Annotated in this window: 14 protein-coding genes; 9 read left to right on the plus strand and 5 right to left on the minus strand. The window is 62.7% G+C overall.

Going from position 1 to position 15,604, the window contains the following annotated elements; genetic code table 11:
• The 3 genes from M1B34_RS13905 to M1B34_RS13915 all read right to left on the minus strand — a co-directional run.
• Positions 1-184 (minus strand): hypothetical protein (locus M1B34_RS13905; RefSeq protein ID WP_482827987.1); only part of this gene is annotated, 184 nt, incomplete at its 3' end.
• A 370-nt stretch (positions 185-554) separates the two neighbouring features.
• The gene (locus M1B34_RS13910) at positions 555-1,988 is read right to left on the minus strand and encodes an RtcB family protein (RefSeq protein ID WP_268265436.1); all 1,434 of its coding nucleotides are present in this window, start codon (positions 1,986-1,988) and stop codon (positions 555-557) included.
• Between the two features lie 224 nt (positions 1,989-2,212).
• Complete coding sequence (locus tag M1B34_RS13915) at positions 2,213-3,253, minus strand: zinc-dependent alcohol dehydrogenase family protein (protein ID WP_268265437.1); 1,041 nt, start codon at positions 3,251-3,253, stop codon at positions 2,213-2,215.
• Between the two features lie 134 nt (positions 3,254-3,387).
• Here M1B34_RS13915 and M1B34_RS13920 point away from each other — a divergent pair, with 134 nt between their 5' ends.
• The 7 genes from M1B34_RS13920 (at position 3,388) to M1B34_RS13950 (ending at position 9,604) form a co-directional block, all read left to right on the plus strand.
• Positions 3,388-3,867 carry an Lrp/AsnC family transcriptional regulator gene (locus M1B34_RS13920; protein WP_123336059.1) on the plus strand — a complete coding sequence of 160 codons (480 nt, stop codon included), beginning with the start codon at positions 3,388-3,390 and terminating at the stop codon, positions 3,865-3,867.
• 543 nt (positions 3,868-4,410) lie between these two features.
• On the plus strand, positions 4,411-5,091 hold the full coding sequence (locus M1B34_RS13925) for a sensor histidine kinase (RefSeq protein ID WP_268265438.1): 681 nt from the start codon (positions 4,411-4,413) through the stop codon (positions 5,089-5,091).
• Positions 5,088-5,738: a response regulator gene (locus M1B34_RS13930; protein ID WP_268265439.1), complete on the plus strand. Its 651-nt coding sequence runs from the start codon at positions 5,088-5,090 to the stop codon at positions 5,736-5,738. Before M1B34_RS13925 ends, M1B34_RS13930 begins: the two co-directional genes overlap by 4 nt.
• 203 nt (positions 5,739-5,941) lie before the next feature.
• Complete coding sequence (locus tag M1B34_RS13935) at positions 5,942-7,300, plus strand: hypothetical protein (RefSeq protein ID WP_268265440.1); 1,359 nt, start codon at positions 5,942-5,944, stop codon at positions 7,298-7,300.
• A 69-nt stretch (positions 7,301-7,369) separates the two neighbouring features.
• Entirely contained in the window at positions 7,370-8,401 is a 1,032-nt protein-coding gene (locus tag M1B34_RS13940; protein ID WP_268265441.1) for a hypothetical protein, read from the plus strand.
• A 263-nt stretch (positions 8,402-8,664) separates the two neighbouring features.
• Entirely contained in the window at positions 8,665-9,114 is a 450-nt protein-coding gene (locus tag M1B34_RS13945; RefSeq protein ID WP_268263121.1) for an Sbal_3080 family lipoprotein, read from the plus strand.
• Between the two features lie 28 nt (positions 9,115-9,142).
• Complete coding sequence (locus M1B34_RS13950; RefSeq protein ID WP_123336047.1) at positions 9,143-9,604, plus strand: YccF domain-containing protein; 462 nt, start codon at positions 9,143-9,145, stop codon at positions 9,602-9,604.
• A gap of 401 nt (positions 9,605-10,005) precedes the next feature.
• Here the strand turns inward: M1B34_RS13950 and M1B34_RS13955 are convergent, their stop codons facing one another.
• On the minus strand, positions 10,006-11,592 hold the full coding sequence (locus M1B34_RS13955) for a TerC family protein (RefSeq protein ID WP_123336045.1): 1,587 nt from the start codon (positions 11,590-11,592) through the stop codon (positions 10,006-10,008).
• Between the two features lie 471 nt (positions 11,593-12,063).
• Here M1B34_RS13955 and poxB point away from each other — a divergent pair, with 471 nt between their 5' ends.
• Positions 12,064-13,830, plus strand: coding sequence for a ubiquinone-dependent pyruvate dehydrogenase (gene poxB, locus M1B34_RS13960; RefSeq protein WP_268265442.1), 1,767 nt, complete (start codon positions 12,064-12,066; stop codon positions 13,828-13,830).
• Positions 13,831-13,899: 69 nt separating this feature from the next.
• Here the strand turns inward: poxB and M1B34_RS13965 are convergent, their stop codons facing one another.
• Positions 13,900-14,436 (minus strand): Lrp/AsnC family transcriptional regulator, encoded by a 537-nt coding sequence (locus M1B34_RS13965; protein ID WP_123336041.1) that lies wholly within the window; start codon positions 14,434-14,436, stop codon positions 13,900-13,902.
• Between the two features lie 124 nt (positions 14,437-14,560).
• On the opposite strand from M1B34_RS13965, the gene M1B34_RS13970 reads away from it, so the two are divergent.
• Positions 14,561-15,589, plus strand: a complete 1,029-nt coding sequence (locus M1B34_RS13970; RefSeq protein ID WP_268265443.1) for a histone deacetylase family protein — start codon at positions 14,561-14,563, stop codon at positions 15,587-15,589.
• The last annotated feature ends 15 nt before the right edge of the window (positions 15,590-15,604 follow it).

The raw sequence follows: 15,604 nt of genomic DNA on the forward strand, positions 1-15,604 counted from the left end.
GGCCGAGACGGGTGCCGCTGCCGTTGACCACGATGCCGTCGGCCATCACCCACAGCGGCTGCCAGAACATCAGGTTGGCCAGCATGAACGCCAGTCCGCGCTTCGGCAGGCCCCCAAAGGAATGCCGGGATTGCAGGGCAGCAGAAGGCTGGCGAGCCAGGAAGGCAAACTGACGAACGTCCATGTTGTGTATCTCAAGTAAAAATCGGGATTAGAGGAGCATGTCCTAGTAGCCGCTCTCGCCCTTGAGGCACTGCTCCTTATCGCTACGGATCAAGGACTGGCTAGCCGGGGGCTAAACAGCACGTCCTTGCTGCGCGGCCACCAGCCTTTTGGCCCTTCAACGGAGTCGATACTAGATTCGCCCCAGTCACCGACACATCAGGCACTTCTGAATGTTCAAAAAAACCCTTGATCGCGGCCAGAGCAGCAAACCGCCGCTCCCCAGCTCTCACTGAACGCTCTCAGATGCCTTTGTGTGTTCTGGCTTTTGATCCGCACGCCCAGCTCCCACAGCAATGGATGTGCGTACCGACCCAAAACGAGGGGGCGTGTTAGGCCTTGAAGGTCAAAATCGGTGAAAACCGCGCCATCACCGACACCGTGCCCTCTTCCACCTGGGACTGGATCACCTGGCCAATCTCCTTGTAAGCGCCCGGTGCCTCTTCGATCATCCGCTCTTCCTTGGTGGTGATGCACTCCACGCCCTGCAGGCCGAGGAAGGCCTTGTCCTTCTTGGCCTTGAACACCACCTCACTGCGGGACATGGAACGCCCCGCACCGTGGCTGGCCGAGCGCAGCCAGCGTTGGTTGCCCAGCCCGGTGAGCAGGTAGGAATCATGCCCCATGCTCCCCGGGATCAGCAGCGGCTGCCCGGCGTAGGCCGGTGTGGCGCCCTTGCGGTGGACATTGCCGTCTTCTTCGCGCAGCACGATGTTATGGGGCACGTCGACGATCAGCGGCGCCTCGATGCCCGCACCAAAGACTTGCCGCGTACGCTGGCGCACCATCTCGGCGATCAGCGCCCGATTGGCGTCGGCGTAATGGGCAGCGCTGTGCATGGCCAGCAGGTACTCATCGGCCATGTCGCCAAGCAAGGCAAAGATTTTCGATTCGGGGTGCTTGATCCCCAACGGCCACAGGGCCTTGGCCTTGTCCATCCAGCGCCGGCCGACGTAGAAGCCCACGTCCCGGGAGCCGGTGTGGATCATCATCACCACCTGCCCCACAGACAGGCCCTGGGCGAAGCAGGCCTGGCGGTCCACCAGCTCGGTGACCACCTGGATCTCGACAAAGTGATTGCCGCCGCCCAGGGAGCCCAGGCCTGGGTCGCGGAGGATGTTCCGGGAGCGGTCCTGCAGGGCTTCCGGCGCGTAGTCGGCGCTGCCCCGGGCAAAGGAGGAAGGATGCAGCCCCGCCAGCTCGCGGCGCAGTTGTTCGAAATCCGCCCCGGCAAACAGCCCCACCGGGTCTTGCTGCTGCACCTGGGTCCAGAAGTCACCCAGGCCCGAATCAAACAACGCGGTCATGGCCATCGGGCGGGTGGGAATATTGCGCGTACCTTCCAGCAGATCGCCGCGCACCAGGGCGGTCCACTTGGCCTTTTGCGCCATGAACTGCTCGTAGTTCAGCCCCAGTTTGTGCAGGCGCATGCCGCAATTGATGTCGGTGCCGATCGCTTGGGGCACCACCATGTCATGGCTGGTGACAATCACACTGCCCACCGGAATCGGGTTGCCGGTGTGGAAGTCGGGCGTGGCGCAGGCGCACTTCACTTCGCCGCCATGAGGGTGGGCGACCTTGGCGAAATCCATCAGTTGCAGGATGGCTTTTTCTTCGATGGCAAAGCTGTCAGGCAGCAGCAAATCCACCTTGAGCCCGGCAGCATTGGTCGAAGAGATTGAAAGAGAGTTGGCATTCAGGCGTTCAATGGCCACCCCGGAACGGGCGAGCTTGTGCTGAATTCTTTTGAGAGGTGTCTGGGTCATTTTCAACTGCTTTTCTTGGACGCAACAAAACAACCACCCGATTGGTGGCTGGAATTGTCTGGTCAGCAGCGAAACGTAGACGGCGCGGATGATGAGGAATGGGAGGGTGGATGTAAAGACGGGCTGGGAGATTTTTTGCCAGGGGTATCGGGGGCGGCATCGCCGGCAAGCCGGCTCCTACATGGGTCAGCGACCTGGCTCATGAGCAATACCGCCCCCACGCTTTAGAAGCGATTGACCACCGTCACCCCTGCCACTTCGAACTTGTCCATGTTCATCAGCGCATCGATCGACTGTTCCAGGCTGATGGTCTTGCCGATCAGCTTCTGTGGCGCTAGTTTGCCCGACTGCATCATGGCGAACATCGCGTCGTAGCGGTGCGCCTGCATGCCGTGGCTGCCGAGGATTTCCAGTTCCTTGGCGATCACCGTGCTCATGGGAATGATCGGCGTGCTCTGCTCGCCCAGCATCAGCCCAACCTGCACATGCTTGCCGCGTTTACGCAGGTTGCTGATGGAATTGAAGCAGGTCGTGGGGTGGCCCAGGGCATCCAGCGAGACGTGGGCGCCGCCCTGAGTGAGGTCACGAACGGCCTCCACCACGTTCGCCACTTGGTTGGCGTTGACGGTGGCGACCGCGCCCAGGCTGCGGGCCAGTTCCAACTTGTCTTCGGCGATGTCGATGGCCACTACGTTGGCGCCCATGGCACTGGCGATCATCACCGCCGACAGGCCCACGCCGCCACAACCGTGGACCGCCACCCACTGCCCGGCGCGGACCTGGCCCTGGTCGACCACGGCGCGAAACGAGGTGACAAAGCGGCACCCCAGGCTGGCGGCGGTGGTGAAATCCAGGCTCTCGGGCAGTGCAACCAGGTTGATGTCGGCCTGGTGCAACGACACGTATTCGGCAAACGAGCCCCAGTGGGTGAAGCCGGGTTGGAACTGCCGGTCGCACACTTGGTGGTGGCCGGCACTGCACTCCGGGCAAGCGCCGCAACCGCCGACAAAGGGCACGGTGATGCGGTCGCCGACGTTCCAGCGGGTCACGTCCTTACCGACTGCCTCGACGATCCCTGCCAGTTCGTGCCCGGGCACGTGAGGCAGTTCAATGTCGCTGTCGTGCCCGACCCAGCCGTGCCAGTCGCTGCGGCATACGCCGGTGGCCATGACCTTGACCACCACGCCGTGATTCTCGGGCGTAGGGTCGGCGACGGTCTGGATGGTTGGCGGCGCGGAGAATGCTTCGAAGACCACTGCTTTCATGAACTGCTCCTTATCTGAAACATTCCATCAGTATGAAGACGCTGAGTGAATTTACCTTTCTATTTACCGTTGAATAATCGAAGAACTCGAAATAGTCTTACAGATCTCCAACCGTTACTGAAAGGATCTTGCAGGTGGAAAAATTCGACAAACTGGACGCCGCCATTGCCGACCGCCTGCAGCAGGATGGCAAGCTGTCCAACGCCAAGCTGGCCGAGCAACTGGGGATGAGCGAGGCCTCTTGCTGGCGCCGGCAAAAGCGCCTGGAAGACGCTGGGGTGATCGAGGGCTACCAGGCCTTGCTGAACCGCCGAAAGCTCGGCATGGGGGTCATGGCTTTTGTGCAGATCGCCTGCACCCAGCATGGGGAAGAGGTCACCGCCGAGTTCGAAAACATCATCATCGCCTGCCCCAACGTCCTGGCTTGCCACAACACCACGGGCGAAGCCGATTTCCTGTTGCAGGTGGTGGCCCGGGACCTGGACGACTACAGCCGCTTCGTGGAAAAAGTCCTGAGAAAACTGCCCGGTGTGCTGAGTATCTGCTCGAACATTTCCCTGCGAGACATCAAGGTCAGCAACACCTTGCCTCTCACCTACCTGACGTTGAGCTGACCCCCTGACTGACGAGCCAAGGCCCGGCCCTGCCGAGTTGCGCGACTCGATAGCCCAGGGGGCGCCATCGTGCGTATCCATTGTCTCGAAACCTTTACAAAATTCCCCGGCCGGCGGGCGTATAACGGCTTCACCCGGCCACAAATCCCACGCTACACTCGCCCAGCTTAATTTCAATTAGCCATTATCCGTTACCTCATCACCACCTTCGGGCCAGGGCAGGCCAAGCAGGCGTGCCCTCCCCCTCGAGCTTCATTGCCGGAGGAATCGCCAGCCAGGATATTGCCCCATCGCCGGAGCACAATCGGCCGAGCCCGGTTCAACACAGCCCGTTCGAAACAGGGAACCCCGAACGGCACCGGACATTCACGACACAGGGCAACAGGCGCACTCTGAACGGCAACGGCAACCTCTCGACACTGCCTCGACCCATCCCCTCCTGGCCACCTCCCGCACAACGGCGGCCATGGCCAGGAAGGCCAGCAGCACTGCACCTGTTCGGGCACTGCGCACGAACCTAAACGTCGTCAATGGAGACATGGAATGTCACGCCACCCCAAGTGTGTCCCACCGCCTGCCTGCCCGTCCCCTTTGGAGCACGAACGCCTGCGGATTGCCTGCCAACTGCACGATCACGCCGGACAGCATCTGGCACTGGCCCAACTGCGCCTGGCCGAGCTGGGAGAGCAGGTTGCCGCCAGCGACGTCAAACCCTTGGTCGAAGAGGTCCAAGCGTTGATTCGCGAAGCCTCCAGCAGCCTGCGGCGGGTCCTGGATGACCTCGGCAACCAGGCCCCGCCGCCCTTGGAACAAGGGCTGGCCAGGCTGGTCCGGGAAGTCGGGGCGCGTTTTCCCGACGCTGCGCCCATCACCCTGGAGCTGCAGCACCTTCACAGCCCATTGCCCCCGGACACCACCAAGGCCCTGTTGCGCATGGCCGAGGAGTTGCTGAGCAATGTGCGCAAGCACAGCGGCGCCACCCAGGCCACCCTGCGCTGCACCTATCAGGACCGGCAGTTGACCCTGAGCGTCGAAGACAACGGCTGTGGCTTTCCACCGGGGGTCAGAGGCTCGTCCCGAGGCTTCGGCCTGTGCAGCATCGCCTTGCAACTCAAAGCCCTGCAGGGCTCGCTCGTGCTGGATGGCAACGCAGGCCAGGGCGCTCGCGTGCACCTGCTGGTGCCAGGCCAACCGCTCGGCCGCGCGGCACGGGGTGCCTCATGACGCCCAGCCCGATGAACATCCTGTTGGCCGACGACCATGTGCTGTTTCGCCAGGGCCTGGCCGCGTTGCTGAGCAAGGAGCCCGGACTGAAAATCGTCGGGCACGCGGCCAATGGCCTGGAAGCCTTGGCGCTGATCGCCGAACAACCTGTGGACCTGGTGATCATCGACCTTGAAATGCCGCTGCTGAACGGCATCGACACCATGCTCCGCGCCCAACGCAAGGCTCTGGCGCCGCGTTTTCTCTGCGTCTCGGCCCACGGCGAGCAACGCCGGGTCAGTGCCGCCCTGGACGCCGGGGCCTCGGGGTACCTGCTCAAGGACTGCGCCGTGGATGAGTTGCTCAAGGCCGTGCAGGCCGTGGCCCAAGGCAAGTTTTACCTGTCCCCGGAGATCGCCACCGCGATGGTCATCAGCCAGCGCTCGAACCCCGCCCGACAATCCGGTGGCGACGGGCCTCCCTTGAGTCCGCGGGAACGGCAGATCCTTCAGTTGCTGGTGGAGGGCCTGACCACCCGGGACATTGCCGAGCGCATGCACATCAGCAGCAAGACCGTCAGCACCCACCGCGAGCACATCATGCGCAAGCTGGGGATCAAGGGCATTGCCCAGTTGACCCGCTATGCCCTGCGCGAAGGCTGGTGTTAATGCCCGGAGGCATCGGTAAACATACCGATGGGAAATCAGCCTCCCGGAGGCCGCAAATCAGCAGCAGGCGCAGATTCACGCACGCCACCAACCCTTAGTCTTTTGTTCCCGGCGAGCGATGGATGCACCCCATCGAGCGCTACTGGAGGTCGTGGCAGTGGCCACGATGCGCGGTTTTCCCAACCGATATGGAGCAAGACGACATGGCTAATGTGGATACGCTGGACTTGTGGAAAAAATGGATGGGAGAGCTGCAGGCAATCGCCCTGCCGGCTGGCATTGGCCCGCAGCAACAATTCAGTGCTGGCTCGACCACCCTCAATATCGATTTGGGCAATAGCGAGCCCGCCGTCGGCAACTATTACATCCATGGCCTCGGCGATGTGGTGCCGGCCAACAGCCCATCCTACTCGGCCGGCAGCAGCCTGCTTTCGAGCTATGCCACCTTCCTCGACTGGATCGACCCGGGTGCCGTGCTCAACCCGAACCTGACCAGCCAGGTGAACATCGCCACCGCCAATCTGAACTCGGCGCAAGACACCTTCACCACTGCCCAGGGCAAAGCCTTCAGCGCCTATAACACGGCCAAAAACATCTTCCCCAACATCCCGGCCTTCCAGGATTGGGTGGGGCAAAACTACCCGGCCTATGTTTCAGCGAACAATGCACTGATCGGCGCTGCCAGCGCCTATGACAGCCTGATGATCCAGGTCTACGGCCCCGGCTACACCGTCCTCCAGCAAGCCAGGACCAAAGTTGGGCTGAACGGCGCGCAAAGCCTGCTGGGCCAGAATGCCTTCAACATGAAGGTGGCCTCTGGCAGCATCGCACCACCTGGCTCCCAGCCGGTGACGATCGGCGGCAACGCGCCAACGCCCACCAGCGACCTGGTTTTCTCACTGGCACCGTCCTACGCCCTCCAGGCATTCGGTACCAAATACAGCGAGTGGCAAGCCGCCAGCGTCGCGGGCAAGCACCAAGCCGGAGGGTCGATCCGCATTACTTCCAGCAGCAACTCCTACAGCCTGGACCAGTTCGGCTGGAGCGCCTCCGCCAATGCCAGCCTGTTCGGCGACTTCTTCAACTTCTCTCTGGGAGGCTCCACCAGCGGCCAGAAAACCAGCATCAACACCAGCAGCAGCGACTTCTCCCTGCAAGTGGACTTCACCGGGCTCGGCAGCTTTTTCATCGCACCAGGGCAATGGTGGGATGCCGGCCTGGTAGCCCTCAATCACAACCGTCTGAAGTCCGGTGCACCGGCGTTTTTCGGCGACGGCGGGGCTTTGTCCGCGATCGCGACCCAAGTGGTGCTGGGTTTTGAACCCACGGTGACCCTGACCATGAACGCCAATGACTACAGCAACGTTAAAAGCAACTGGCAAGCCAACACCACCACATCGATCGGCATCGGTCCGTTCCGTCTCGGCTCCCTGAGTACCTCGACCAACGGCAGCAAGCAGGACATCAAGTTCAACGATGCCTCCGCCTCGGTGACTATCGGCCCACTGAGCAGTACCGTGCCGATCCTACTCGGCGTTATCAGCAATAAACTCGGCGTCTAGCCCCTGCCCGACTCCCCCTTGGCCACGACAACCAAGGGGGAGTCGAACGCACCACACAGAGCCTGCCTCGTGCCGAACGACTCCTCGATCTGGCAGTTGTACCAACAGACCCTCACCGAGTGGGCACAGGTCGCCATCGGCGAACAACTGTCCATCACCGCCATCAACACCTTCAGTGACCTGGGCAGCGCAGACCCCGGAATCCGCAACTGGAGCATCTACCAACTGGGCAATACCATCCCCGCCCCCACGCCCAGTTACTCGCCCCACAGCGACCTGTTTTCCGCCTACGGGGTCTACCTCGACTACCTGCTGAGCAGTGCGCCGCCCTTGCACCCGGCCGCGCCCGGCACGTCGCCAGCCATTCCGGTGGCGCCCTTGCTGACGGCCCTGAACCAATACCGGCTGGCCACCCTGCAACAACCGACCGCCGTCAATATGGCCGCCAACGCAGCGCAGGCCAGCGCCTTGTTTTGCCCCAGCTACCGCCTGGACAACTGGGACCAGACACTGCCCACTTGGCGCAACAGCACCGCGGTGCTCAGGGGCCCTGGCGCGCACCCACCATTGCTGAACCGGGTCCGTATCCGCGTATCACCCAGGCCTCAACCCGCCTTGCTGGGGCAAACCCTGGGAGGAGCACAATGGCCGCCCTTTATCGAACGGCGCCAGAGCTCGTCATTGAAATCGACCTCGCCTCCAACGGGCGATACCTGGGTCGAGATGGATCTGTCCCTGGAGCAGTTTGGGCGCTTCCCCCTCAGCCCTGGCGCCTGGTTCAACCCGGCGCTGTTCGATCCCGATCGGTACCCGCTGCCGCCGACCGCACCCGATTTCTTCAGCGCCAACGGCGCCATCGGCCTGCTGCCCAAAGGGGCACTGGTCGGCTTTCGGCCCAACATGACCCTGAGCGCCCACAGCCTGGCGCAAGCCCAGGACCTGGCCGGCAATGTCATTCGCATAGGGCCGTTTCACGTCCAGGCCACGGCGGTGATCGCTGGGGCGGGCACAGGTGAAGTGACGGTCCACTTTGCGGCGCAGGATTCGGACATGCCCGTATTGCTGGGTGTGCTCAGCCAGCCGCCGTTGCCCACGTCGTAAAAACCTCACCGGCCTCTACCAACGTTCGCTGGCCCAATGCTCCGGCAGGCCGACGACCAAGGGGAGCGCATCGTCGGTTTACAGGCCCGGTCTCGGCGCAATGGCACCGCCCAATTCCAGCACCGTCACCGGCCCTGCGCGAAAGGTCGGTTTGCACTCGCCCATGGTCACATTGGCTTGGCCGGTGCCTATGCGCCCTTCGTCTGAATGGATAGCATATGGCCACCCCGCCACCCCTTGGCGACCGACACATGGATGTTCTTATGCGCTCACTGCTCCTGCTTGGCGTTGTTTCGCTGCTGACCGCCTGCAGCATTACCCAGCACGTATCACCGGTGAACCCGACGCCCGCCGCAGGTAGCAAAATATGCCTGATCCCCGCTACCGGACTACGTGAGGGCTTCACCCAGGCCTATGGCCAGGCCCTGCAAAACAAGGGTTTCGAGGTGCTGACCCTGCCTTCTACGGCCCAGCCTGACGCCTGCCCGCTGTCCAGCCAATACATCGGCCTGTGGCGGTGGGACATGGCGCTGTACATGGCCATGGCGCAGATCACTGTGTATCAGGACGGCAAGCCCATCGGCAGCGCCAGTTACAACTCGCAATCCGGTGGCGCACGCATGGACAAATTTATCAATGCGCAGGAAAAGATCGAGGAATTGACCGACCAGCTTTTCCCCGTGGGTGTACATCCGCTACCCTCCGCCCCGTGAAATCCATCTGCAATCAAGGAAGCGGCAAATGCGTGCAATCGGCAATTTTCTCTGGTTTATCCTCGGCGGCGTGTTTATGGGCCTGCTCTGGTGGCTCTATGGCCTGCTGGCGTTTATCAGCATCATCGGCATCCCTTGGGGCCGCGCCTGTTTTGTGATCGGCAGCTTCTCGTTCTTCCCGTTCGGCAAGGAGGCCATCAGCCGCAAAGAGTTGAATAACCGAGAGGACCTGGGCACCAGCGGCCTGGGCTTGATCGGCAACATCATCTGGTTCCTGGTGGCAGGCATCTGGCTGGCCATCGGGCACCTGTGCTCGGCCCTGGCGTGCTTTATCACCATCATCGGCATCCCGTTCGGGATCCAGCACTTGAAGCTGGCCGGGATTGCCCTGGCGCCCATCGGCAAGACCGTGGTCAGCAAGGAAGTGGCTGCCGCTTCTCGTCGTTTCAACGCCGAGAGCGTGGCCCTGAAAGTGCGTCAACCGAACTGACAGGCATTAAAAAAGGCATCCTGGGATGCCTTTTTCAACGATAACGAAATTCAACGCATCAGCGGTCAGCCCAAAAGCGTCAGCATGACGATGGCGAACGCCGCCAATACCAGCAGCATCCCTGAGGCGTACATCACTAAACCTCGTCCCATCATCTGTGCTCCCCAGTAACCCAACGTTGTTGCCGCGGCTCTCTGATGGAGCCTGCGGTCTGAGGCGCATAGTAACCGCGAGCGACATCATTTTGACACGCCTCTCTTGAGGCGCTTTTTCATCTCCCGACAAATGGCAATGAACGCCAATTTAACGTCGCCATTTTTCCAGCTGCCCGACCTCTTTGAACCGCTCGCCAGGCTGCTTCAGCACAGGGTCGAGCGCGGCTCACACCGCGCTCGGGGCCATCAAGGCAGCACGCTTTCCACACCCTGCACCGGCGCCAGCGGCGACAGCAGTACCCGGGTCACCCGTCGCTCCTCCACGGCCGCCACCTGCAGGCTCCAGCCTTGCCACTCCAGGCGGTCGCCCTTGACCGGCAAGCGGTCCAGCAGGCTCATCACCAAGCCGGCCAGGGTCTGGTAGTCCTCGGTGGCTTCGGCCTGGAAGCCGGTGCGCTGGCGGATCTGCGACAGGTTCAAGGCACCGCTGACCACAAAGCCGCCCTGCTCCTCGACAATGTCCGGCCCTTCGATTTCGCTGGCGTCGGGCAGCTCGCCGGCAATCGACTCCAGAATATCGGTCATGCTCAACACGCCGACAAAGTCGCCGAATTCGTTGATCACAAAGGCAATGTGGGTCGAGGCCTTACGCATCTGCTCCAGGGCGTTGAGGATCGAAAAACTGTCCAGCAGGTTGATCGCCTGACGCGCCAGGTGTTCCAGGTTCGGCTCGTTGCCGGCCAGGTATTCCTTGAGCAACTCCTTCTTGTGCACGAACCCCAGGGGTTCATCCACCGCACCGTCGCGAATCAGCGGCAGACGCGAGTAGGACGAATGCATCAGCTTGGTCCGGATCACTTCCGGGCTGTCGGCCAGGTCGATGTAATCCACATCGGCACGCACCGTCATCAGGGTGCGAATCGGCCGTTCGGCCAGTTGCAGCACACCGCTGATCATCACCCGCTCACGGCGGTCGAACAGCTCGGCGGTGTTTTCCTCACCGTTGTCCAGCAGGTCGGCAATCTCTTCGCCCACCTCCTCGGCGGCCAGCTTGCGCCCACCCAGCAAGCGCAGAACCGCATGGGCGGTGCGCTCACGCATAGGGCGCAGGCCCTGCATGGACTTCTTGCGCCGCGCACGGGCGACCTGGTTGAACAGCTCGATGAGGATCGAGAAGCCGATGGCCGCGTACAGGTAGCCTTTGGGGATATGGAAGCCCAGGCCTTCGGCGGTCAGGCTGAAGCCGATCATCATCAGGAAGCCCAGGCACAGCATGATCACCGTCGGGTGTTCGTTGACGAAGCGAGTCAGCGGCTTGCTGGCAACGATCATCACGCCAATGGACACCACCACCGCAATCATCATCACCGACAGGTGCTCGACCATGCCCACCGCGGTAATCACCGCGTCCAGGGAGAACACCGCGTCCAGCACCACGATCTGCGCCACGATCGGCCAGAACATCGCGTAAGCGGCATTGCCGGTCCGTTGGCTGACGTGGCCTTCCAGGCGTTCATGCAATTCCATGGTGGCCTTGAACAACAGGAACACACCGCCGAACAGCATGATCAGGTCACGGCCCGAGAAGCTCTTGTCGAACACCTCGAACAGCGGCTGGGTCAGGGTCACCATCCAGGAAATACTCGCCAACAGGCCCAGGCGCATCAGCAGCGCCAGGGACAGGCCGATCAGCCGCGCACGGTCACGCTGCTCCGGTGGCAGCTTGTCGGCCAGGATGGCGATAAACACCAGGTTGTCGATGCCCAGCACCAGCTCCAGGACAATCAGGGTCAGAAGGCCAAGCCAGGCCGTGGGGTCTGCAATCCATTCCATATAAACGACGCTATCTCTCTAGTGATTTCAGACGGCCAGGCACGACCAGGCGTAAACCCTGGGCGAACGGCGAACGATGGGGCAACGTTGCACGGCAAGCCCGGCAAGGGTGGGTGAGCGTCGAATGAAGGGTAGACCGGCTAGGCAGCCGAACCGCTGAGCGAGCGAAGGCCGCGAGGCGGATTGAGCGAGGTTAGAACGGTGCGCGCGCGAGTGGCGACAACTGGGAGGCTCCGAACGGGTGTTCATGCAAATCCTGAAAGAAAAAACGGACTTGGAGATTACAGGGGCGGGTCACATTTCCCCCAGCGGGAAATCATTTCAAAGTTTTAAGAACAGCCCCGGCGCTGCCTTCACCTCCATCCGCTGCTGCAACGCTGGGCGCCTGGCGACAATTAAACGGAATCATCGGCCCGCGATGGCGGTCCTTTCTTCAGCGAACGACATCCCTTACCCCGGCTGGAGAACTCCATGGCAACCACCACCCTTGCCCAGCAACTGGCGACCACCCTTGAACAAGCCGGCGTCAAACGCATCTGGGGGCTGACCGGCGACAGCCTCAATGGCCTCACCGACGCGCTGCGCACCATGGACAGCATCCAGTGGATGCACGTGCGCCACGAGGAAGTCGCGGCCTTTGCCGCCGGCGCCTATGCGGCCGCCACCGGCGAACTGGCGGTCTGCGCAGGCAGTTGCGGGCCGGGCAACCTGCACCTGATCAATGGCCTGTTCGACTGCCAGCGCAACCATGTGCCGGTGTTGGCCATCGCCGCGCAGATTCCGTCCTCGGAAATCGGCCTCAACTACTTTCAAGAGACTCACCCCCAGGAGCTGTTCAAGGAGTGCAGCCACTTCGTCGAGCTGGTCAGCAACCCGGCGCAAATGCCCCAGGTGCTGCACCGAGCCATGCGCAGTGCCCTGCTCAACCGCGGCGTGGCGGTGGTGGTGATCCCCGGGGACGTGGCCCTGCAAGAGGTCCCGAGCCCGCAAAAACCCTGGACGCCCCTGCGCACGCCACGCACCCTGCCCGCGCCCCCGGACCTCGACCGGCTGGTGGAGATCCTCAGCCAGAGCAAGGCCGTGACCCTGCTCTGCGGCAGTGGCTGCGCCGGCGCCCACGATCAGGTAGTGGCCCTGGCCGAGGCCCTGGGCGCTCCGGTGGTGCATGCCCTGCGCGGCAAAGAACATGTGGAATGGGACAACCCCTTCGACGTCGGCATGACCGGGCTGATCGGCTTCAGCTCGGGCTACCACGCCATGCTCAATTGCGACACCCTGGTGATGCTCGGCACCGACTTCCCCTATCGCCAGTTCTACCCCAGCGACGCCACCGTGGTGCAGATCGACCGCGACCCGCAGGCCCTCGGGCGCCGCGTGACCCTGGACCTGGGTATCGCCGCTGATGTCAGCGAAACCCTCGCCGCCCTGCTCCCGCGCCTGCCCTACAAGGCCGACCGAAGCTTCCTTGAAGAATCCCTGGCGCACTATGCCAAGGCCCGCCAGGGCCTGGACGAACTGGCCCAGCCCTCTCCCGCCAACCAACCAATCCATCCCCAGTACCTGACCCGTTTGCTCAGCGAACTGGCCGACGAGGACGCGATTTTCACCGCCGACGTCGGCACCCCCACGGTGTGGGCCGCGCGCTACTTGAAGATGAACGGCAAACGCCGCCTGCTTGGTTCGTTCAACCACGGTTCCATGGCCAACGCCATGCCCCAGGCCATGGGCGCCCAGGCGGCGTTTCCCGGGCGGCAGGTAATCTCGCTGTCGGGGGACGGCGGCTTCAGCATGTTGATGGGCGATTTCATCTCCCTGGCCCAGCTCAAATTGCCGGTGAAGATCATCGTCTACGACAACGCGTCACTAGGGTTCGTGGCCATGGAAATGAAAGCCAGCGGCTACCTCGACACCGGCACCGACCTGCACAACCCGGACTTTGCCGCCATGGCCAACGCCATGGGCATTCTCGGCCTGCGGGTGGAGCAGTCCGAAGACCTTGAAGGCGCCCTGCGCACCGCGTTGGCCCATGACGGCCCGGTGTTGGTGGACGTGGTCACCGCCAAGCAGGAACTGGTGATGCCCCCGGCGATCAAGCTGGAACAGGCCAAGGGGTTCAGCCTGTACATGCTCAAGGCGGTCATGAGCGGGCGTGGCGACGAGGTCATCGAACTGGCGAAAACCAACTGGTTGAACGGTCGCCTGCTCGGCGCACTGGGCCTGGGCAAGGGCGATCGCTGACAGCCCCCCGACGCTGGCCAGGCGAACACTGCGCGGGGCGTCATGGCCCCAGCCGCCAGCACCTGCGGTTCAAGGACGGTCCGCAGATCGCTCCCCGGCCAAACGTCGGCCTCCGGGCTGCGGCTCGGGGATCGCCAGGCGGCTGGTGGCCTTGACCTCCCGCAGCGCCAGGCTCGACTGAATGGACGCAATGCCCGGCTGGCGCCTGAGCACGTGCTCAATGAAGTCGCTGTAGCTGTCCAGGTCCTGGGCCAGCACCTGCAGCAGGTAGTCGGCGTCGCCGGTGATCTTGTGGCAGGCCTGCACCTCCGGCAGGCCCATGATCACCGTCTCGAAGTCATCCGGGGTCTGGTCGGAGTGCGTGGCAAACCGCACCTGCACAAAGGCCATGATGTCCAGCCCGAGCAGACGCCGGTCCAGGTTGGCCTGGTAATCCTTGATCACCCCCTCTTCTTCCATGCGCTTGCGTCGACGCCAACAGGGCGTGAGGCTCAGGGACAGCCGCTCGCTCAATTCGGCGTTGGAAATACTCGCGTCCTGCTGCAACAGCGAGAGGATTGCCAGGTCGGTTTCGTCGAGCGCGACATGCCGAGTTGTTTTTCTCATATCAGGCCACCAAAAAGAAAAATATGACTCAAAAATCGCATTAAACACGAACAAAAAGCAAAGATTTCGCAGCCATGCCGGAACAAAATATTTGCACCGGACAATAACAATGGATGCGATCAGCATGCTTACCGTCTTCAGCGACTCCCACCGTTTGCACCATGGCACCGAATTGAAGGACGGGGTCCTAAAGCCCTCCTTCGAGCAGCCCAGCCGCGCCGATACGGTTCGCGACCGGGTCCGACATGTGGAGCTCGGCGAGATCATCGCGCCCCGCCGCTTTGACCGCGCCTGCTATGTGGCCGCCCACAGCGAACGCTATGTGAGCTTCCTGGAAAGCGCCTGGGGCGAATGGCAAGCCACCGGGCGCAGCCATGACGCCCTGCCGCTGGTGTGGCCGGTGCGCGACCTGGCCAACCAGCAGGTGCCGGAGTTTATCGACGGCAAGCTCGGGTTCTTCGCCATGGACGCCGGCTCGCCCATTACCGCCACCACCTGGGACGCGGTGCGCACCAGCGCCGACATCGCCCTCACCGGCCTGGCCCTGATCGACGAAGGCCAGGACAGCGCCTTTGCCTTGTGCCGCCCGCCGGGCCATCACGCCGCACGGGAATACATGGGCGGTTATTGCTACCTGAACAACGCCGCCATCGCCGCGCAACACGCCATCACTCAGGGCGCCAAGCGGGTCGCGGTGCTGGACGTGGACTTCCACCACGGCAACGGCACCCAGAACATTTTCTACGACCGCGACGATGTGCTGTTCGTCTCGCTGCACGGCGACCCGGCCGTGTCCTACCCCTACTACTCGGGCTTTGCCAGCGAACGCGGCAGCGGTGCCGGCGAAGGCTACAACCTGAACCTGCCACTGCCGAAAAACACCACCTGGCAGCACTACCGCGCAGCCCTGGTCCAGGCCTGCGCCCAACTGCGGGCGTACGCCCCGGAGTTGCTGGTGGTGTCCCTTGGGGTCGATACGTTCAAGGACGACCCCATCAGCCACTTCCTCCTGGAAAGCGAGGACTTCCTCGGCATGGGCCAAGTCATCGCCACGGTGGGTGCGCCCACGCTGTTCGTCATGGAAGGCGGCTACATGGTCGATGAAATCGGCATCAACGCCGTCAATGTGCTGCACGGCCACGCCCAGCGCTGACCCACCCGCGTCGCG

This window comes from Pseudomonas morbosilactucae (assembly GCF_023241715.1).
Taxonomy (GTDB): Bacteria; Pseudomonadota; Gammaproteobacteria; order Pseudomonadales; family Pseudomonadaceae; genus Aquipseudomonas; species Aquipseudomonas morbosilactucae.